15 protein-coding genes are annotated in these 18,782 nt (G+C 73.6%); 6 read left to right on the plus strand and 9 right to left on the minus strand.

Annotated features, from left to right (window positions below; all coding sequences use genetic code 11):
- Positions 1–2: 2 nt before the first annotated feature.
- Genes TNCT6_RS13375 through TNCT6_RS13385 form a run of 3 tightly spaced genes read right to left on the minus strand, consistent with a single transcriptional unit; the run spans position 3 to position 3,681 of the window.
- Positions 3–1,733 (minus strand): L-aspartate oxidase, encoded by a 1,731-nt coding sequence (locus TNCT6_RS13375; RefSeq protein WP_141359584.1) that lies wholly within the window; start codon positions 1,731–1,733, stop codon positions 3–5.
- Positions 1,730–2,740, minus strand: a complete 1,011-nt coding sequence (gene panC, locus TNCT6_RS13380; RefSeq protein WP_141366382.1) for a pantoate--beta-alanine ligase — start codon at positions 2,738–2,740, stop codon at positions 1,730–1,732. Before panC ends, TNCT6_RS13375 begins: the two co-directional genes overlap by 4 nt.
- 8 nt (positions 2,741–2,748) lie before the next feature.
- A complete protein-coding gene (locus TNCT6_RS13385) occupies positions 2,749–3,681 on the minus strand; it encodes a Rossmann-like and DUF2520 domain-containing protein (protein WP_141359585.1) in 933 nt (310 codons plus the stop codon).
- Between the two features lie 197 nt (positions 3,682–3,878).
- Here TNCT6_RS13385 and TNCT6_RS13390 point away from each other — a divergent pair, with 197 nt between their 5' ends.
- Together TNCT6_RS13390 and TNCT6_RS13395 are read left to right on the plus strand one after the other, a co-directional pair.
- Complete coding sequence (locus TNCT6_RS13390; RefSeq protein WP_141359586.1) at positions 3,879–5,084, plus strand: low specificity L-threonine aldolase; 1,206 nt, start codon at positions 3,879–3,881, stop codon at positions 5,082–5,084.
- 728 nt (positions 5,085–5,812) lie between these two features.
- On the plus strand, positions 5,813–6,919 hold the full coding sequence (locus TNCT6_RS13395; protein ID WP_141359587.1) for a DUF5937 family protein: 1,107 nt from the start codon (positions 5,813–5,815) through the stop codon (positions 6,917–6,919).
- On the opposite strand, the gene TNCT6_RS13400 is transcribed toward TNCT6_RS13395, so the two are convergent.
- The 3 genes from TNCT6_RS13400 to TNCT6_RS13410 all read right to left on the minus strand — a co-directional run bounded on the left by TNCT6_RS13400 (position 6,916) and on the right by TNCT6_RS13410 (position 9,586).
- Complete coding sequence (locus TNCT6_RS13400; RefSeq protein WP_141359588.1) at positions 6,916–7,584, minus strand: AAA family ATPase; 669 nt, start codon at positions 7,582–7,584, stop codon at positions 6,916–6,918. The genes TNCT6_RS13395 and TNCT6_RS13400 overlap by 4 nt on opposite strands.
- Before the next feature lie 32 nt (positions 7,585–7,616).
- On the minus strand, positions 7,617–8,288 hold the full coding sequence (locus TNCT6_RS13405; protein ID WP_141359589.1) for a response regulator transcription factor: 672 nt from the start codon (positions 8,286–8,288) through the stop codon (positions 7,617–7,619).
- A gap of 92 nt (positions 8,289–8,380) precedes the next feature.
- The gene (locus TNCT6_RS13410; protein ID WP_141359590.1) at positions 8,381–9,586 is read right to left on the minus strand and encodes a sensor histidine kinase; all 1,206 of its coding nucleotides are present in this window, start codon (positions 9,584–9,586) and stop codon (positions 8,381–8,383) included.
- Between the two features lie 138 nt (positions 9,587–9,724).
- On the opposite strand from TNCT6_RS13410, the gene TNCT6_RS13415 reads away from it, so the two are divergent.
- Positions 9,725–10,834, plus strand: coding sequence for an SAM-dependent methyltransferase (locus TNCT6_RS13415; RefSeq protein ID WP_141359591.1), 1,110 nt, complete (start codon positions 9,725–9,727; stop codon positions 10,832–10,834).
- On the opposite strand, the gene TNCT6_RS13420 is transcribed toward TNCT6_RS13415, so the two are convergent.
- On the minus strand, positions 10,799–11,950 hold the full coding sequence (locus TNCT6_RS13420) for an NADH-quinone oxidoreductase subunit D (protein WP_141359592.1): 1,152 nt from the start codon (positions 11,948–11,950) through the stop codon (positions 10,799–10,801). The two genes, TNCT6_RS13415 and TNCT6_RS13420, sit on opposite strands and share 36 nt — an antisense overlap.
- Before the next feature lie 31 nt (positions 11,951–11,981).
- On the opposite strand from TNCT6_RS13420, the gene TNCT6_RS13425 reads away from it, so the two are divergent.
- Together TNCT6_RS13425 and TNCT6_RS13430 are read left to right on the plus strand one after the other, a co-directional pair.
- Positions 11,982–12,488 (plus strand): PH domain-containing protein, encoded by a 507-nt coding sequence (locus tag TNCT6_RS13425; protein ID WP_141359593.1) that lies wholly within the window; start codon positions 11,982–11,984, stop codon positions 12,486–12,488.
- 98 nt (positions 12,489–12,586) lie between these two features.
- Complete coding sequence (locus tag TNCT6_RS13430; RefSeq protein ID WP_141366384.1) at positions 12,587–13,924, plus strand: PH domain-containing protein; 1,338 nt, start codon at positions 12,587–12,589, stop codon at positions 13,922–13,924.
- A 98-nt stretch (positions 13,925–14,022) separates the two neighbouring features.
- Here TNCT6_RS13430 and TNCT6_RS39840 read toward each other — a convergent pair whose 3' ends face one another.
- Both TNCT6_RS39840 and TNCT6_RS13445 read right to left on the minus strand, forming a co-directional pair.
- Entirely contained in the window at positions 14,023–15,396 is a 1,374-nt protein-coding gene (locus TNCT6_RS39840) for a hypothetical protein (protein WP_172632894.1), read from the minus strand.
- Between the two features lie 184 nt (positions 15,397–15,580).
- Positions 15,581–16,708 carry an esterase family protein gene (locus TNCT6_RS13445; protein WP_141359594.1) on the minus strand — a complete coding sequence of 376 codons (1,128 nt, stop codon included), beginning with the start codon at positions 16,706–16,708 and terminating at the stop codon, positions 15,581–15,583.
- A 203-nt stretch (positions 16,709–16,911) separates the two neighbouring features.
- Between TNCT6_RS13445 and TNCT6_RS13450 the strand changes: the two genes are divergently transcribed.
- Positions 16,912–18,747, plus strand: coding sequence for a phosphatidylglycerol lysyltransferase domain-containing protein (locus TNCT6_RS13450; RefSeq protein ID WP_373996168.1), 1,836 nt, complete (start codon positions 16,912–16,914; stop codon positions 18,745–18,747).
- Positions 18,748–18,782: the final 35 nt, after the last annotated feature.

Here is an 18,782-nt window from a genome sequence, read left to right on the forward strand (position 1 = left end):
TGTCACTGCTCCAGAGGACGCGGGGCCGGGGCCCCGGGGCGGGTCGGGGGGAACTCTGCGGTGTCCGTGGTGTGCACGGCGGGTGTGCCGTCGGGGTTCAGCCGTACGACGATGTGGCGGCGCCAGTGAGTGTCGTCCCGCTCGGCGCGGTCCTCGCGCCAGTGGCAGCCGCGGGTCTCCTCGCGCAGCCGGGCGGCGGCGACCAGGACGCCGGACACGCACATGAGGTTCGTGGCCTCCCAGGTGTCGACGCCCGGCTCGGCGGTCTTGCCGTTCTCCTCCAGGGCCGAGCGGGCCTCGGCGTGCAGCCGCTCCAGCTGGTCGGCGGCCCGGGCCAGCGACGCGGCGGACCGCAGCACGCCCGCCCCCTCGGTCATGATCCGCTGGATCGCGAACCGGGTCTCGGGGGCGAGCAGGGGGTGGGAGGGCCGCTCGGTGTACGGAACGGGTTCCGGCACGCGCGCGTGCAGGCCGTTCCCCGACCGCTCCCGCGCGATGTCGTCGGCGATGCTCTCGGCGTAGACCAGGCCCTCCAGGAGGGAGTTGGAGGCGAGGCGGTTGGCGCCGTGCACGCCGGTGCAGGCCACCTCACCGCACGCGTACAGGCCCGGCACGGTCGTCCGGCCGCGGGAGTCGGTGCGCACGCCTCCGGAGGCGTAGTGGGCGGCCGGCGCGACCGGGACGGGCTCGGTGACCGGGTCGATGCCGTGGGCGCGGCAGGCGGCCAGGATCGTCGGGAAGCGGTGCTCCCACATCTCGGCGCCGAAGTGCCGGGCGTCGAGGAACATGTGCTCGGTGCCCTGCTCCTGCATCCGCCGCATGATGCCCTTGGCGACGATGTCCCGGGGCGCGAGTTCGGCCAGCTCGTGCTGTCCGGTCATGAAGCGCACGCCGTCGCCGTCGACCAGGTGGGCGCCCTCGCCGCGCACCGCCTCGGAGACGAGGGGCTGCTGACCCTCCGCGTCCGCGCCGAGGAAGAGCACCGTCGGGTGGAACTGCACGAACTCCAGGTCGGAGACCTCGGCGCCCGCGCGCAGGGCGAGCGCCACGCCGTCGCCGGTGGAGACGGACGGGTTGGTGGTCGCGGAGAAGACCTGGCCCATGCCGCCGGTCGCAAGGACCACCGCGGGCGCGTGCACGGCGCCCACGCCGTCGTGCTGGCCCTCGCCCATGACGTGCAGGGTCACGCCCGCGGTGTGGCCCTCGGCGTCCGTGAGCAGGTCCAGGACGAGCGCGTTCTCGACGGTGTGCACTCCACGCGCGCGTACCGCCTCGACGAGGGCGCGGGAGATCTCCGCGCCGGTCGCGTCGCCGCCCGCGTGCGCGATCCGGCGGCGGTGGTGGCCGCCCTCGCGGGTGAGCTGGATGCCGCCCTCGCCGTCGGTGTCGAAGTGCGCGCCGGTGGAGATCAGCCGGCGTACGGCGTCGGGGCCCTCGGTGACGAGGATCCGTACGGCCTCCTCGTCGCACAGGCCGGCGCCCGCCACCAGGGTGTCGTCCAGGTGCTGCTCGGGGGTGTCGCCCTCGCCGAGGGCCGCGGCGATGCCGCCCTGGGCCCAGCGGGTGGAGCCGTCGTCGAGGCGGGCCTTGGTGACGACGACGGTCGTCAGGCCGGCCGCCTCGCAGCGCAGGGCGGCGGTGAGGCCGGCGACGCCGGAGCCGACGACCACGACGTCCGCCGCGATGGACCAGCCGGGCGCGGGCGCGTGCAGTCGTATGCCTGTGCTGGTCACGAGGCGGCTCCCAGGGTTCCGAAGGTGAGCGGGAGGTTGTCGATCAGCCGGGTCGCCCCGACCCGCGCGGCGACGGCGAGGACGGCCTCGCCGGTGAAGCCGTCGCCGATCTCGGTGAAGTCGGACGGGTCGACCAGGGCCAGGTAGTCGAGTTCCAGCGGCGGGTCGAGGCGCGCGGCCTCGTCCAGGACCAGCTGGGCGGCCGCGCGGACGGCCGCCGCGGCGCCCGGGGAGGCCTTGGCGACGGCCGCGGCGTCGGCCGCCGCGCGGGACTCCCCGAGGGCGCTCAGGGCCTCGGCACGCGCACGTGTGGAGGGCACCTCACGGGCCCGCGCGCGCAGCGCCTCCTGGGCCGCGTGCCGGTCGCGGCCCGCGAACAGGGCCTGGGAGAGGGCCAGGGCGGTGTACCGCTCCTGCGGGGAGAGGTAGCGGTTGCGGCTGGACAGGGCCAGTCCGTCGTCCTCGCGCACGGTCGGTACGGCGACGATCTCCACCCCCATGTCGAGGTCGCGCACCATGCGGCGGATCAGGGCGAGCTGCTGGGCGTCCTTCTGCCCGTACAGGGCCACGTCGGGGCGGGTGAGGTGCAGCAGCTTGGCGACGACGGTGAGCATGCCGTCGAAGTGCCCGGGCCGGCTGGCGCCCTCCAGGCGTGCGCCCATGGGGCCTGCGGTGATCCTGACCTGCGGCTCGCCGTCCGGGTAGATCTCTTCGGCGGACGGCGCGAACACGGCGTCGGCGCCCGCCTGCTCGGCCACCTTGAGGTCGGCCTCCAGGGTGCGCGGGTAGCGGTCGAGGTCCTCGCCCGCGCCGAACTGGAGCGGGTTGACGAAGACGGTGACGATCACGAAGCCCTTGCGGCCGACGCGCTCGCGGGCCGCGCGGATCAGGGCGGCGTGGCCCTCGTGCAGGGCGCCCATGGTCATGACGACGGCGGTGCGTCCCTGGACCGCGTAGTGGTCGCGCACGTACTCCAGATCGTCCACCGTGGGGGCGAGTTCGAACATGCGACGGCTCATCGGTCTTCCCCGTTCTCGGGCAGGTTCGTGCCTCCGGCGAGTACCCCCAGCAGGTCCTCGGCCAGCTCGGGCTTGAGCAGGCCGTGGGCGAGCGCGCGGTCGGCGGTGGCGCGGGCCATCGCCAGGTAGCCGGCGACGGTCTGCGGGGCGTGCCGGCGCAGTTCGGCGACGTGGGCGGCGACCGTGCCGGCGTCCCCTCGCGCGACCGGTCCGGTCAGGGCCGCGTCGCCGGAGCGCAGGGCGTTGTCCAGGGCGGCGCCGAGCAGCGGGCCGAGCATATGGTCGGGGGCCTCGACGCCGGCCTCGCGCAGCAGTTCCATGGACTGGGCGACCAGCGTGACCAGGTGGTTGGCGCCGAGCGCGAGCGCCGCGTGGTACAGCGGGCGCATCTCCTCGGCGATCCACTCCGGCTCGCCGCCCATCTCGATGACCAGGGCCTCGGCGGCCAGCCGCAGCTCCGCGGGAGCGGTGACGCCGAAGGAGCAGCCGGCCAGCCGCTGCACGTCCACGGGCGTGCCGGTGAAGGTCATCGCGGGGTGCAGGGCCAGCGGCAGCGCGCCCGCGCGCAGGGCGGGGTCCAGCACCTTCGCGCCGTACCGCCCGGAGGTGTGCACGAGCAGCTGCCCGGGCCGTACGGCACCGGTCTCGGCGAGGCCCGCGACCAGTCCGGGCAGGGTGTCGTCGGGGACGGTCAGCAGCACCAGGTCGGATCGCTCGAGCACGTCGGCGGGCGGCACCACGGGTACGTCGGGGAGCATCAGCCCGGCACGGCGCCTGGAGGTGTCGGAGACCGCGGAGACGGCCACCGGGCGGTGCCCGGCCAGCTGGAGGGACGCGGCGAGGGCGGGGCCCACCCGGCCGGCGCCGACGACGCCGACGGTGAGCCGTGCGGGGCGGTCCCTGGGGTCTGGTTGTTGGCTACTACTCACGCGACGGTGACCTTCCCGTTCCAGTCCGCTCGGGGTACCGGACGATTTCTCGTCATGTTAACGCGATCGGTTCCGGGGGCGGTCCGGTCGTCCACAGGCTGTGGGTCGGCCCACAGTGCCGCGGGGCGGCAGACGACGGGCCGCGGGGCGGGAAATGCGGGTGACCGCCGTGTCCCGGACGCGCGATGATCCGAGACATGAGTGATACGGCGGAGCAGGACGCACGAGACGTACGGCCCGAAGAGCGGGTCCCGGACGGGGAGCGGCACAAGCGGCTCCGGGAACGGCGCGCGGCCGCGTGCCGGAGCGCGGAGCGCGTGCTGGCGCGCCCCGCGTTCCTCGGGACGCTCCGGGAGCGGCTGGCGCTGCTGGACGGCGCGCGGGAGGTGTACGACCTCGACGAGGCGTCGGACATGTACGGCAACGGGGTCGTCGAGGCCCTGGAGGAGAAGGTCGCCGGCCTGCTCGGCAAGGAGGCCGCCGCCTTCTTCCCGACCGGCACGATGGCCCAGCAGGTGGCCCTGCGCTGCTGGGCGGGCCGCACCGGCAACCCGGCGGTCGCGCTGCACGCGCTGGCCCATCCCGAGGTGCACGAGAGGCAGGCCTTCAGCCAGGTCGCCGGGCTGCGGCCGGTGCGGGTGACGAGCGAGCCGCGCCAGCCGACCGCCGAGGAGGTGCGCACCCTCGACGAGCCCTTCGGGACGCTGATGCTCGAACTGCCCCTCAGGGACGCCGGGTTCCTGCTGCCCACGTGGGAGGAGCTCCTCGAGCTCGTGGACGCGGCACGCGAGCGGGACTCGGTGGTGCACTTCGACGGCGCGCGCCTGTGGGAGTCCACCGTGCACTTCGGCCGGCCGCTGGAGGAGATCGCGGACCTGGCCGACAGCGTGTACGTGTCGTTCTACAAGTCCCTCGCCGGTTACGGCGGCGCGGCGCTCGCCGGGCCGCGGGAGCTGGTGGAGGAGGCCAAGGCCTGGCGGCACCGGTACGGCGGCAACGTCTTCCAGCAGTTCCCGACGGCGCTGTCGGCACTGGCCGGGCTGGAGCGGGAGCTGCCCCGGCTGCCGGAGTACGTGCGGCACGCGCGCGTGGTGGCCGCCGCGCTGCGCGAGGGGTTCGCCGCGGCGGGGTTGCCCTGGAGCCACGTCCACCCGGCCGAGCCGCACACCCACGAGTTCCAGGTCTGGCTGCCGTACGACGCCGAGGCGGTCGCCCGGACCGCGATCCGGACCGCGGAGGAGACGGGCACGATGCTCTTCACCGGCGGCTGGGACGCCCCGGCCCCCCGCCTGGCCCGCACCGAGGTCTCCGTCCGGGCCGAGGGCCTGGCCTGGACCGCGGCCGACGTGCGAGCAGCGGTCGCCGACTTCACCGCCCGCCTCCCCAAGGAGCTTGACGAGTAACCCACCAGCCCCACCGAGCCGCCTCCACCCGCGGTCCGGACGACCACCCGGGACACCACGGGGAACGCCGCCCGTCCCTCGGCTCGCACACCACGTGCCGCCCGCGCACGCCGACCGCGGGCAGCGCGCGGCACGGACGACGGCCGCGGCGGCGGGGGCGGCTTGGGCCCGGCACGGACGACGGCTGCGGCGACGGGGCGGCTTGGGCCCGGGCAGCGAGCCGGGCGACGGGCCGGCGGGCCGGGCGGGCCGGAGACAAGCGGCGGGCGTGGGCCGTTCCGCCACGCCCGGCGTCCCGGGTCTGTGCCGGGACACCGCCCAGAACGCCGCCCGTCCCTCGGCTCGCGCGCACCACTTGCCACCCTCGGGCCCGGCGTGGGAGGGCGCGAGTGTCCGGCGTGGGTGGGTCACCGCGTCGTCGGTCGGCCCTGGGCAGGGCCCGGCGTCGGCGGACGGTCGGGGGCGGCGGGCGCCGGCGGAACCGCCACGCCAGGCGTCCCAAGACTGCGCCAAGGCGCCGGTACAGGCCCGGCAATCCTGCTGTTCGCCCCCCCACCAGCCGCTCGCGGGCGGCGGGCGGGGCAGGTGCGGGTGCTGGCCGGGACAGGCGCGGGTGCCGGGCCGGGGCGGGCCGCCGTGCTCGTCGGTGGGGGTCGGGCCGGGCGTGGGCGGGGCGGTTCTGGGCGGCGGGCGGAAGTGTTGTCAGTGGGGGCGGGCACCATGGGGGCATGAGCGTGCGGATCGATATCGCGGGGCTGCGGCCGGAGAGGGTGGCCGTCGTGCCCGCGCCCCTGGCCGAGCTCTGCATGGCGCTGCACGCGCTGTCGGAGCCGGGACACCACCCCGGTCTGCAGGGCTGGGTCACCGGCGTCACCGCCCGGCTCGACTCGCACCTGGCCGACCGGATGTGCGAGGCGGACTTCCTGTGGCGGACGACGTTCTCCGACCTCTTCCTGCCGTGCGCGGGCGTGCCCGGCGGCTCCACGCTCCCGGGCGCGACGCTCGCCGACGAACTGGACATCCTCGACAAGCTGTCCGACGAGCAGTTCGTGGACGCCGCCCTGGAGTTCACCTGCGCCCTGCCGTACGGCCTGCCGGGCCCGGGACCGCTCGCCGACGCCGGTCTTCGCCGCCGCGCCGTGGAGCTGGCCGCGGCGCGCGGGCCGCAGCAGGTGCGCTTCACCGAGCGGCTGCTGGCCGACCCGCCGCGCATCAGGGCCTGGCTGCGGCAGTTCCTCGAGGACTGCGACGAGGCGTTCTTCGCGCAGACCTGGTCCCGGCTGCGCCACCAGCTCGCGGCCGACACCCGGCACAAGACGGAGCTGCTGCGCCGCAAGGGCCTGGCCGAGGCCCTTGCGGCGGTGTCCCCGGCGGTGACGCTGGACGAGGCGGGCGGCCGGATCACCGTCGACAAGCTGGGCGAGGGCCGCACGGCCACGGCGGAGGGCGGCCTGCTGCTCGTGCCGACGAGCCTCGGCTGGCCCCACCTGATGGTGCTGCACCGGTACGGCTGGCAGCCGGTGCTGCACTACCCGGTCGGTTCCCCGGAGCTCGCCGCCCCGCCCTCGGTGGAGCAGCTGACACTACGGATGACCGCCCTGTCCCACCCGGTGCGGATGCGGCTGTGCCGCAGCCTGGCCCGCAGCGCGTTCACCACCAGCGAGCTGGCCCAGGTGCACGGCATGACCGCGCCGGAGATATCCCGGCATCTGAGCCTGCTGAAGAAGGCGGGCCTGGTCACCACCCGGCGCCGGGGGCGGTACGTGCTGCACCAACTGGACGTCGCGATGGTCGCCCGGCTGGGCAGCGACTTCCTCGAAGGCGTGCTGCGCTAGTCACCTGAGCCGGAGTCCGGCGTGCGCCGGGGCCCGTCGAACCGGATGTGCCGGACACCGACCTTCGCCTGCCGCAGCCGTGTCCGCAGCGGGCCCTCGGTGTTGGGCCGCAGCGTCAGGCCGGCCAGGACGGCGATCCGGTCCGCGGTCTTCGGCACGGTCGAGTGGTCGGTCCACAGGTGCTCGGCGAACTCCGGCTCGCGCAGCCGCTCGAGGCAGTCGTCGAGCTGCCGCACGGCCCAGCTCTCCCGGCCCGGACCGGAGTTCTTCCCGGCGACATACCCGACAAGGTGCCCGAACCCGCGCTCCCGCAGCCGCTTCAGAACGGTCTCGCGTTCCGCGAGGAGCGTGAAGTGCCGTACGTCGTGGCCCAGTTCGCGCAGCCGCCCGACGGTCTCGGCGAACTGACCCGAGTCCGTGACGGTCATGGGGGCGATCACGACCCCCTCGTGCCGGGTGAGGGCCAGGTCCAGGACCTCCACCACCCCTTGCCGCCAGGCCACCAAGTCCCTGAAGTCCGCGCGCAGTCCGGGTGGCAGCATGCGGCGCAGGCCGAACCCGGCATGCTCGGGATCGCAGACGACGCTGCCGGGCAGACGGCGCTGGATCTCGTGTGCGGTCTGTGTCTTGCCGCCCCCGAAGGGGCCGTTGATCCACAGGAGCATGCGCAGACCCTACCGACGGCCGCGTACGCCGTTCAGCCGTGTCCGCCGGCCCGGACGAGCCCCGTCTCGTAGGCCAGGACCACCACCTGCACCCGGTCCCTCAGCCCCAGCTTGGTCAGGATGCGGCCCACGTGGGTCTTCACCGTCGCCTCGGACAGCACCAGCCGGGCGGCGATCTCGCCGTTCGACAGGCCCTGCGCGACCAGGACCATGACCTCGCGCTCGCGCTCGGTGAGCCGCTGGAGCTCCTTGTGCTGGGGCTCCTTGCCGGCCGTGGGCAGCATCGGGGCGAACCGGTCGAGCAGCCGGCGGGTGGTGGAGGGCGCGACGACGGCGTCGCCGCTGTGCACGGAACGGATCGCGGCGAGCAGGTCGCCGGGCGGCACGTCCTTGAGCATGAACCCGGAGGCACCCGCCTTCAGCCCGGAGAAGGCGTACTCGTCGAGGTCGAAGGTGGTCAGGATGAGCACCTTCGGCGGGTCGGGCTCGGAGCAGATGCGGCGGGTGGCCTCCACACCGTCCAGCTTCGGCATGCGCACGTCCATCAGCACCACGTCGACGGCGGTGGCGCGCAGCACCTGGAGGGCCTCGACACCGTCGCCCGCCTCCGCGACGACCTCCATGTCCGGCTGGGCGGCGAGCACCATCCGGAATCCCGTGCGCAGCAGCACCTGGTCGTCCACGAGCATCACGCGGATCGTCATCGGGGTCCTCTTCCGTTCGTCATCGGCGGTTCGGGTGCGTTCGTCGTCGGCGGGCGGGTGCGTGACCGGGGTCCGCGGGATGTGCGCCGGCGTCAGTGCACCGGTTTGAGCGGCAGCAGGGCGCTGATGCGGAAGCCTCCGCCGGGACGCGGACCCGCGTCCAGGGTGCCGCCCACCATGCCGACGCGTTCGCGCATGCCGATCAGGCCGTGCCCCTCGCCGTCGGCGCCGCCCTCCTCGTACAGCTCGTGCGGCGCGCCCTTGCCGTCGTCCTCGACGAGCAGTCCGAGGCCGTCGTCGAAGTAGACCAGACGCACGCTCGCGCCCGCGTTGGGTCCGCCGTGCTTGCGGGTGTTCGTGAGGGCCTCCTGCACGATGCGGTACGCGGTGAGCTCGACCCCGCTGGGCAGCGGGCGCGGGGTGCCCTCGATCCGGAAGTCGACGGGCAGTCCGGAGCCCCGGCACTGCTCGACCAGGTCCTCGATCTGGTCGACGTCGGGCTGGGGCACGTACTCGCCGCTCTCCTGGTGCTCGCCGGTGCGCAGCACGCCCAGCAGGCGGCGCATCTCGGCGAGGGCCTGGCGACCGGTGGAGGAGATCGTCTCCAGGGCCTTCTTGGCCTGGTCGGGCGCGGCGTCCAGGACGTAGGCGGCGCCGTCGGCCTGCACCACCATCACCGACACGTTGTGCGCGACCACGTCGTGCAGCTCACGCGCGATCCGGGCGCGTTCGGCGGCGACCGCGACCTTGGACTGCGCCTCGCGTTCCTTCTCCAGACGGGCGGCGCGCTCCTCCAGTTGCGCGAAGTAGGCGCGGCGGGTGCGCATGGAGTCGCCGAGCACCCAGGCGAGGGCGAACGGCACCGTCTGGAAGACGGCTATCGCGACGTTGCCCAGGGCGCTCGCGTCGTGCTGCGGCCAGCGCATCTGCGCGAGGGTCGCCGCGCACAGCCCGCCGGCCAGGGCGAACCGGGAGGCCCAGCGGGCGCCTATCGCGGCGACCGTGTAGATGATCACCAGCATGGCGAAGTTGGCGACCATCGTCTCGACGTCCAGGACGAGCTGCGCCACACCCGCCGCGCCCGCCAGCACCAGCATCTTCTCCGGCACCCGGCGGCGCAGTGCGACGACCACGCACAGCACGAGGGACAGCGCCAGGGTCGCGCCGACCGAACCGTGGTGGCCGGGCGCCCCGTTGATGCTCGACACGCTCACGCCGGAAAGCCCGAGGAGGATGAGGGCCCAGGAGCCGTCCACCCACATCGGGTGCCTGCGGAGGAAGTCATAGAGGCGCTGCACGTAACCCAGAGTAGGGAAGCGGCACAGGTGTGGGGGTCAACCGAAGGGCCGATCCGTACGGGCCCCTCGTACTCCCCAAGGTGGAGGCAGTGATCACTTGTGCGCCTCGCTCCGCCGGACGGACCCTAGTCTGTCGGGGTGGCGGACGACACGGCGGGCAGCACCGCGCGCACCACGGCCGGCAGCACCCGGCGCACTACGGCGCAGAGCGCGGCGGAGGGCCGGGCCGGGGAGTGGCACGGCTGGCGGGCGGCGACCGAGGAGGCCCTGTACGGGCCGGACGGCTTCTACCGGCGGCCCGAGGGCCCGGCCGGTCACTTCCGTACGTCCGTGCACGCCTCGCCGCTGTTCGCGGCGGCCGTGGCGCGGCTGCTGTGCCGGGTCGACGTGGCGCTGGGCCGCCCGGCGGCGCTCGACTTCGTCGACATGGCGGCCGGGCGGGGCGAGCTGGCCACGGGCGTGCTCGGCGCGCTCCCGGCGGACGTGGCGGCACGCACGCGCGTGCACGCGGTCGAGATCGCCGCCCGGCCGGAGGGCCTGGACGCCCGGATCGCATGGTCGGGGCAGGCCCCGCGGGGGATCACCGGGCTGCTGTTCGCCAACGAGTGGCTGGACAACGTGCCGCTGGAGGTCGCGGAGGTGGACTCCGCGGGCGTACCCCGGCGGGTCCTGGTCCGGCGTGACGGCGCGGAACGGCTCGGGGAGCCGCTGTCGGGGGCGCAGGCGCGGTGGCTGGCCCGGTGGTGGCCGCTGCCCGCCGAGCAGGGTCTGCGCGCGGAGATCGGGCTGCCCCGCGACACCGCCTGGGCCGACGCGGTCTCGCGGGTCGAGCGGGGCCTCGCGGTCGCCGTCGACTACGCGCACACGGCCGGCGCGCGACCGCCCTTCGGAACGCTCACCGGCTTCCGGGAAGGCCGGGAGACGGCGCCCGTGCCGGACGGCTCGTGCGACATCACGGCGCACGTCGCTCTGGACGCCTGCGCCGCGTGCGCGCCTCCGGGCGCCCGACTGCTGACCCAGCGCGAGGCCCTGCACGCCCTGGGCATCACCGGCGAACGCCCCCCGCTCACGCTCGCCTCCACGCACCCCTCGGAGTACGTACGCGCCCTCGCACGCGCCGGGGAGGCCGCCGAACTCACCGCGGCGGGCGGGCTCGGCGACTTCGGCTGGCTGGTGCAGCCTGTCGGCCTCGCGGAGGCGGACGCGGCGGCCCTACTTGTCGATGTCCCCGACCACGAAGAACATTGACCCCAGGATGGCCACCATGTCCGCCACCAGCGTGCCCGGCAGCAGCTCGGTGAGCGCCTGGATGTTGTTGTACGACGCCGAGCGCAGCTTGAGCCGGTACGGGGTCTTCTCACCCTTGCTGACCAGGTAGTAGCCGTTGATCCCGAGCGGGTTCTCGGTCCACGCGTACGTGTGCCCCTCGGGTGCCTTGAGGACCTTCGGCAGCCGCTGGTTGATCGGGCCGGGCGGCAGCTCGGCCAGCCGGTCCAGACACGCGTCGGCGAGGTCCAGCGCGTTGTGGGTCTGCTCCAGCAGGCACTCGAAGCGGGCCAGGCAGTCGCCCTCCTGCCGGGTGACCACCTTCAGCGTGTCCTGCACCTCCGCGTACGCCAGGTACGGCTCGTCGCGGCGCAGGTCGAAGTCGACGCCCGAGGCGCGCGCGATGGGACCGCTCACGCCGTAGGCGTGCACGGCCCGCGGGGAGAGGATGCCCACGCCCCGGGTGCGGCCCCGGAAGATCTCGTTGCCGAGCACCAGGTCGTCGAAGACGTCCATCCGCGAGCGCACGGCGGCCACCGCGGCACGCGCACGCGTGGCCCAGCCGGCCGGCAGGTCCTCCTTCAGGCCGCCGACGCGATTGAACATGTAGTGCATCCGGCCGCCGGAGACCTCCTCCATGACGTTCTGGAGGACCTCGCGTTCCCGGAACGCGTAGAAGACCGGGGTGATGCCGCCCAGCTCCAGCGGGTAGGAGCCGAGGAACATCAGGTGGTTGAGCACCCGGTTCAGCTCGGCGAGCAGGGTGCGCGTCCACACCGCGCGCGGGGGCACCTCCATGCCGAGCATCCGCTCCACGGCGAGGACCACGCCCAGCTCGTTCGAGAAGGCCGACAGCCAGTCGTGGCGGTTGGCCAGCATGATGATCTGACGGTAGTCCCGTGCCTCGAACAGCTTCTCCGCGCCGCGGTGCATATAGCCGATCACCGGCTCGGCACGGATGATGCGCTCGCCGTCCAGCACCAGCTTCAGCCGCAGAACACCGTGCGTGGACGGGTGCTGGGGCCCGATGTTGAGCACCATGTCGGTGCTCTCCGCGGCGCCGCCGATCCCGACCGTGGTCTCCTTCGTGGGAGTCATGGACACAGTCTCTCGTACGTACGCTTGCCCCATGGAAACGGGGATCCCGGAGGACGAACGGGCGGCGGCCGACGGCGAGCCGGCCTGGAGAGCGCTGCCGCGCGGCCTGCTGCGGATGCGCCGGTTGCTGCTGGTGGTGTGGATGGGCCTGTTCGCCCTGGCCGCGGGGCTGCTGCCGGGCCTGCTGGCCGGTCCCGCCTGGTCGGCGTTCGCGCTGCTGCCGCTGGCGGTGATGGCATGGGGCTGGGTGCTGCTGGGCCGCAACTGGCGCTCGTGGCGGTACACCGAGCGCGCCGACGACCTGCTGATCAGCCGGGGTGTGCTGCGGCGCGGGGAGACCGTCGTGCCCTACGGGCGGATGCAGCTGGTCGAGGTCACCTCCGGGCCCGTCGAGCGGCACTTCGGGCTGGCCACCGTGCAGCTGCACACGGCCGCCGCCGCGACCGACGCGACCATCCCCGGCCTCGACCCGGCCGAGGCGGAACGGCTGCGCGACCGGCTCACCGAACTCGGCGAGGCACGATCGGCGGGGCTGTGACGGCGGCGGAGGACGAAGAGGCCATACGCGAAAAGGCCGTACGCGGAGAAGCCCTACGCAAAGAAGCCGTGCCCGAAGAGGCCGTGAGCGACGGGGACATGTCCGAGAAGGCCGTGAGCGACACGGCCGTGCGCGACGGGCGGCCCGTGACCGAGCGGCGGCTGCATCCCGTCACGCCGCTGAGACGGGCGTGGGCGCCGGTCGCCGTGCTCACGGGCTGGGCCGTGCACGACCCCGACCAGGCGCAGCGGCACCTGACGCGGCTGACGACGACCACGCTGCTGATCGGGCTCGCGGTCGTCATACCCGTGGCCGCCCTCTACGGCTTCCTGTCCTGGTGGTTCACGCACTTCGCGGTGACCGGCACCGAACTGCGCATCCGTACCGGGCTGTTCTTCCGCCGCACCGCGCACATCCGGCTGGAGCGGATCCAGGCCGTCGACGTCACCCGGCCGCTGCTCGCACGGGTCGCGGGGGTGGCCAAGCTGAAACTCGACGTCGTAGGGACGGACAAGAAGGACGAACTCGCCTTCCTCGGCGAGGAGGAGGCCCGGGCGCTGCGCGCCGAACTGCTCGCGCGCGCGGCCGGGTTCGCGCCCGAGACGGCGCACGAGGTCGGCGAGGCACCCGCGCGGGAGCTGGTGCGCGTACCCGGGCGCGTGATCGCCGTCTCGCTGCTGCTGACCGGCGCGACCTGGGGATCGCTGGTCGCCGCCGCCGTCGTACCGCCGCTGCTGTGGCTGGCCACCCACAGCCTGTGGACGGTGCTCGCCACCTTCCTGCCGCTGCTCGGCAGCGCCGTGGCGAACAGCGCGGGGCGCTTCGCCGCCGAGTACGACTGGCTGGTGAGCGAATCGCCCGACGGGCTGCGGATCGACCGGGGACTGCTGGACCGCACGCACGAGACGGTGCCGCCGGGGCGGGTGCAGACCGTGCGGATCGTGGAACCGCTGCTGTGGCGCCGGCGCGGCTGGGTGCGGGTCGAGCTGGACGTCGCCGGGTCGTCGAACTCCGTGCTGCTGCCGGTCGCTCCGCGGGAGGTCGCCGAGTCGGTGATCGCCCGGGTCCTGCCCGGGGTGACGGTGCCGCAGGCCACCGAACTGCTCCGGCCGCCGCGGCGCGCCCGGTGGTGCGCGCCGGTGTGGTGGCGCGGGCACGGGATCGCCGTCACCGACGCGGTGTTCGCCGCGCGGCACGGACTGCTGCGGCGCCGGCTCGCGCTGGTACCGCACGCGAAGGTGCAGAGCGTACGGCTGCGGCAGGGGCCCTGGCAGCGCGTGTGGGGCCTCGCCGGCGTGCACGTGGACAACGGGGCCGACAAGACCGTGACGGCCCGCCTGCGGGACGCTCAGGAGGCGGCCCGACTGCTGCGGGCCCAGGCGGAGAGGTCGCGCACGGGCCGCCGGAGCGCTCGACCCGACCGGTGGATGACCTGACCGGTGGATGACGGGCAGGTGGACGACGGGCCGGCGGATGAAACGAGCGCGACGCCGGGCGGGCGCCCGGCGTCGCGGTGTGGCGTGGGAGACGGCCGTCAGGAGGCCGCGGTGCGCAACCCCGGAAGGTCGATCCGTTCCGTCTCGTCGTGGGCCGTCAGGTCGATGATCTGACGGCCGGCGGCCGGCGCGTCGGCGTCGGCCGGCTTGTACTGGGACTCGGCCTCCGCCTTGTGCAGGGCGAGCGCCTCCTGGCCCACCACGTCGGCGAGGCCGTCGTTCCGGACGGTGCCCGGCCCGGTGTCCGCCGCTTCCTTCTTCGTGCCGAAGAAGTCGAATCCGCCCTCGACCAGCGGGCGCCGCGCGGGCGCGGCCGGTACGACGGCCACCGCGGTCGGCACGGTGAAGTGTCCGGAGGGCAGTTGCGATTGCGGCGCGGCCTTGGCCGGCTCGACCGCCGTGGCGGAGGGGACCGGTGCGGCCTTCTCGCCCGAATCGGCGGCGGTGGACCGGTCGGCAGGTTCGGCCGGGTCGGCGGGTCCGGCGGGTCCGGCGGGTTCAGCCACCCCGGTCACCTCGGCGGGGTCACTCGGGTCGGCCGCCTCGGTCGTCTCAGCCGTCTCGGTCGTGGCGGCCGTCTCGGTCGTGGCGGCCGCGTGCTCGGGCGTGGCGGCCGTCCCGGTCTCCCGCGCGGGATCCGGGTCGGCGTCGCCGTCCGCCGTCACGGCCGTCTCCCGCACCGGGTCGGTCTCCGACGCCATGTCAGTTTCCTCGGAGGAGCCCGCCTTCGTGGCCTCGTCCGTCCGCGCCGCCCGGGCGCCGCCCTTGCCCAACCGCGACAGCGCGGCCTCGGCACGCAGGTACAACTCGGACCCCTCCGGGGAGAACACGGCGGGGGCCGCGGCCCCCGGCTTCTTCTCGGTGGGCCCGGTCGCGGGGGCCGCGGACTCGTGCGTCTCCGTGCCCGCGTCGTCCGGAGCGGCCGCCGGCGCGGCGGGCAGCGCGAGCATGTCGGAGTCGGTCTCGATCTCCAGCAGGCGGCGGCCCTCCAGCGCGCTCGCGCGCTCGGTCTCCGCCGTGGCGTACCGCCGCAGCAGCGACGCGTGCTCGTTGCGCAGCCCCGCGAGCTCCGTGCGCCTGGCGCGCAGCTTCTGCTCGAGGCGGCCGCGCAGTTCGCGCGATTCCTCGAGGTCGGTCTCGAGTTCCGCGACCCGTTCCTCGAATCGCCACTCGTCGCTCGCACGCGCGCGTGTGAGGTCGGCTACCCGCCGTCCGGCCTGCGCGTCCCAGCGGCGCATGACGAACGCGCCGAGAACAGCGGTCACCGCGGCGGTCCCGGCGAGCATCCGCAGCACCACCGCGTCCGTGAACGCCCAGGGACCAAGGGCGCAGACGACAGCGACGCCGGCGATCGCCGAGGAAGGCAACAGCCTGTGCAGGGGTGGGGAATGGCGGTGACGTCCACGTGGCATGGCCAGAAACTTACCGCGCGTACGCGAATCATGCCGGGCCGCCCCGCAAAAAGACAGCCATAACGAAACCTTCATGTGACAGCGGAAGTTCCGGCCGCGTTTTCCTCCGCTTCTCCCCTCGCCTTCCGTCGCTCCGGCCCGCTCTCCTTCCTTCACTTCCGCCGCCGTTTCAACAAGATCATTTTCAGTGGTCGCCGAGCAGGTCGCTCAACCACTGCAACGTCGCGGGGATCTCGCGCCGCCAGGTGTTGAAGTTGTGGCCGCCGCTGTCGAGGATGATGGACGCGATCCGCGTCCTGTTCGTCGCCTTCACCGCGTCGATGAACCTGAGCGTCGACCTGTAGTTGGTCTCGCCGAGCCTGCTGCTGGTGACGAGCAGCGAAGTGTCGGGCGCCGTCAGGTGCTTGATGCTCCACATCAGATCGGCACGATTCCGAAGGTTCCTGTCCCCTTGAAAAAGATCACCCGTGGTCGGGTCGGTGGGCGCCTTGTAGTACGGGGACAGGCCCGCGCCGGCGGCATAAACCTCGGGATGGTGCAGGGCGAGTTTCAGCGCGCAGTAACCGCCCGTGGAGTCGCCGACGATGCCCCAGCTGCCCGGTTTCTTTCCGACCCGGTAGTGCGCGAGAACCGCGGACGGCAGATCCTTGGCGAAGAACGACTCGGTCTGCGGGCCGCCCGGGATGTCCACGCACTCCGTGTCACGCGGCGGCGCCACCGTGGGCCGCAGCATCACCAGGATCATCGGCTGCATCCGCCCGGTCCTGGCGAGCTCCTGCGCGGTGTGCGGGTAGCGCAGCTTGCTGATCAGCGACTGCGCGGTGCCCGGATAGCCGGTGAGGACCACGGCCGCCGGGAAGGTACGGGTCCGGTACTGCGGCTGGAAGTACTCCGGGGGCAGGTAGACGAACGCGGGCGAGGCGATGTGCGTCGTACGGCCCACGATGGCGACCTGCTGGATCTGGCCGGAGACGTCCGGCCGGTCGCCGTTGTCCAGCCGCACATGCTGGGTGCCGATCACCTGGAGGGGTCCGCCGGTGCGGCCGTGCGCCGAGTTGTTCATGACAACCCCGGGCGTGTTCTCCTGCCCGAACAGGTCCGCCCAGCTGGCGTAGAAGCCGAAGGCCTGGTTGGCGGCGAGTCCGACGCAGGCGAAGACCGCCACCTGCGTGGCCAGCAGAATGCCGACGCGTCCGGTCACCGCGCGCCAGGTGCCGCGGGCCAGACGCGGCCAGAGCCACACCGTGCCGACGAACAGCAGCACGGCGCAGAGGATCGCCAGTACCAGCACTTTGTTGCTCATGAGACCCATGGGCTTTTCCTGCCTACGCTTCCCGCCCAGGGCCCGCCGACGCTTCCTTGCGAGGGCTTGCCTTGGACTTTCCCTGCCCTTTGACCCGACTTTCCGGTGGGGAGTGAACCTCTCTCCCCGAGACACCGTCCTAGAGGGCGCAATGTCGCCGGATGCCCGGATCGGCACCGGATTCAAGGTCTCTCGCAGAACTACGGGATGCGATGTCTGTCAGGATAGATGGGGAATTGTCGGACGGGGTTCCGGACCGATCGAGCAGGGTGCGGCGCATACTCCGCGGCCCGCGCCCCGAGGCCGTCCCCGTGCTGGTCGCCAGGGCCTGCGCGGTCGTCGGTCTCCTGGACATCGCCGCGGGGGTCTTCCCGCGCTTCCGGCACAGCCGCATGCACGCCCTGGCCGAGGTGCTGCCGGGCTCCTTCGGCCCGTTCGCCGCGGCGCTCTCGCTCAGCGTGGGCGTGCTGTTGCTGCTGCTCGCGCACGGCCTGAAACGGCGCAAGCGCCGGGCCTGGCGCGCGGCCGTGGTCCTGCTGCCGGCCGGTGCGGCGGCGGAGTTCGTCTACCGGCACTCGATCGTCGGGGTGGTCATCTCGCTGGCGCTGCTCGCGCCGCTGCTGATCCACCGCGGCGAGTTCGCCGCGCTGCCGGACCCGCGCAGCCGCTGGCGGGCGCTGGCCAACTTCGTCCTCATGAGCGCCGGCTCACTGGCCCTGGGTCTGATCATCGTCAGCGTGCACACGCACCGCATGGTCGGCGACCCCAGCGTGGCGGACCGGCTGACCCATGTCGTCTACGGCCTGATCGGCTTCGAGGGCCCGGTGGACTACCAGGGCAACACCTCCTGGACCGTCGCCTTCTCCCTCGGTGCCCTCGGCTGGCTCACCGCCGTCACCACCGTCTATCTGGCCTTCCGGCCCGAGCACCCGGCGGCGCGCCTGACCGAGGAGGACGAGACCCGGCTGCGTGAGCTGCTGGACCGGCACGGCGGCCGCGACTCCCTCGGCCACTTCGCGCTGCGCCGCGACAAGGCGGTCGTGTTCTCCCCCAGCGGCAAGGCGGCGGTGACGTACCGCGTCGTCTCCGGCGTGATGCTCGCAAGCGGCGACCCCATCGGCGACGTCGAGGCCTGGCCGGGTGCCATCGAGCGCTTCATGGACGAGGCCAAGGCCCACTCCTGGACGCCCGCCGTGATGGGCTGCTCCGAGACCGGCGGTGAGGTGTGGACCCGGGAGACCGGTCTGGACGCCCTGGAACTGGGCGACGAGGCGGTGGTCGACGTCGCGGATTTCTCGCTCGCCGGACGCGCGATGCGCAACGTCCGCCAGATGGTCAAGCGCATCGAGCGAGCCGGCTACGAAACCCGGGTGCGGCGCATCCGTGACCTCGGCGGCACCGAGCTGGAGCGGGTCCGGCGGGCCGCCGAGGACTGGCGCGGCACCGACACCGAACGCGGCTTCTCCATGGCGCTCGGCCGGATCGGCGACCCGGCCGACGGCGAGTGCCTCATCGCCACCGCCCACAAGCAGGACGAGGAGCCGGGCGAGTACGGCGATCTGAAGGCGATCCTGCACTTCGTGCCGTGGGGCGGGGACGGCGTGTCCCTGGACCTGATGCGGCGCGACCGCTCGGCCGACCCCGGCATGAACGAACTGCTGATCGTGGCGGCGCTCCAGGCCGCCCCGAAGTTCGGCATCACCCGCATATCGCTGAACTTCGCGATGTTCCGCTCGGCGCTGGCGCGGGGCGAGAAGATCGGCGCGGGCCCGGTGCTGCGCGCCTGGCGCGGGCTGCTGGTCTTCCTCTCCCGCTGGTTCCAGATCGAGTCGCTGTACAAGTTCAACGCCAAGTTCCAGCCCCGCTGGGAGCCGCGGTTCGTCGTCTACCGCGCCTCCTCGGACCTGCCCCGCATCGGCTTCGCCGCCATGCAGGCCGAGGGCTTCGTCGACCTCGCCCTGCCGCTGCCGCGCTTCCTGCGCCGCCGCACCGCCGCCCGGAGCGCCTGCGCGCACTCGGTGGCGGAAGGGGACGTGCGCGCGGCATGACCCCCGACCGGCCCGGGCGGACCTCCCGCCCCCTC

This window comes from Streptomyces sp. 6-11-2 (genome assembly GCF_006540305.1).
In the GTDB taxonomy this organism is placed as follows: Bacteria; Actinomycetota; Actinomycetes; order Streptomycetales; family Streptomycetaceae; genus Streptomyces.

Coding starts and splice junctions, on each gene's coding strand:
- panC (WP_141366382.1), bottom strand. CDS start 2,740: ATGTTCGAACTCGCCCCCACGGTGGACGATCTGGAGTACGTGCGCGAC.
- TNCT6_RS13390 (WP_141359586.1), top strand. CDS start 3,879: ATGAGTGATACGGCGGAGCAGGACGCACGAGACGTACGGCCCGAAGAG.
- TNCT6_RS13395 (WP_141359587.1), top strand. CDS start 5,813: ATGAGCGTGCGGATCGATATCGCGGGGCTGCGGCCGGAGAGGGTGGCC.
- TNCT6_RS13400 (WP_141359588.1), bottom strand. CDS start 7,584: ATGCTCCTGTGGATCAACGGCCCCTTCGGGGGCGGCAAGACACAGACC.
- TNCT6_RS13405 (WP_141359589.1), bottom strand. CDS start 8,288: ATGACGATCCGCGTGATGCTCGTGGACGACCAGGTGCTGCTGCGCACG.
- TNCT6_RS13420 (WP_141359592.1), bottom strand. CDS start 11,950: ATGACTCCCACGAAGGAGACCACGGTCGGGATCGGCGGCGCCGCGGAG.
- TNCT6_RS13425 (WP_141359593.1), top strand. CDS start 11,982: ATGGAAACGGGGATCCCGGAGGACGAACGGGCGGCGGCCGACGGCGAG.
- TNCT6_RS13430 (WP_141366384.1), top strand. CDS start 12,587: ATGTCCGAGAAGGCCGTGAGCGACACGGCCGTGCGCGACGGGCGGCCC.
- TNCT6_RS39840 (WP_172632894.1), bottom strand. CDS start 15,396: ATGCCACGTGGACGTCACCGCCATTCCCCACCCCTGCACAGGCTGTTG.
- TNCT6_RS13445 (WP_141359594.1), bottom strand. CDS start 16,708: ATGGGTCTCATGAGCAACAAAGTGCTGGTACTGGCGATCCTCTGCGCC.
- TNCT6_RS13450 (WP_373996168.1), top strand. CDS start 16,912: ATGTCTGTCAGGATAGATGGGGAATTGTCGGACGGGGTTCCGGACCGA.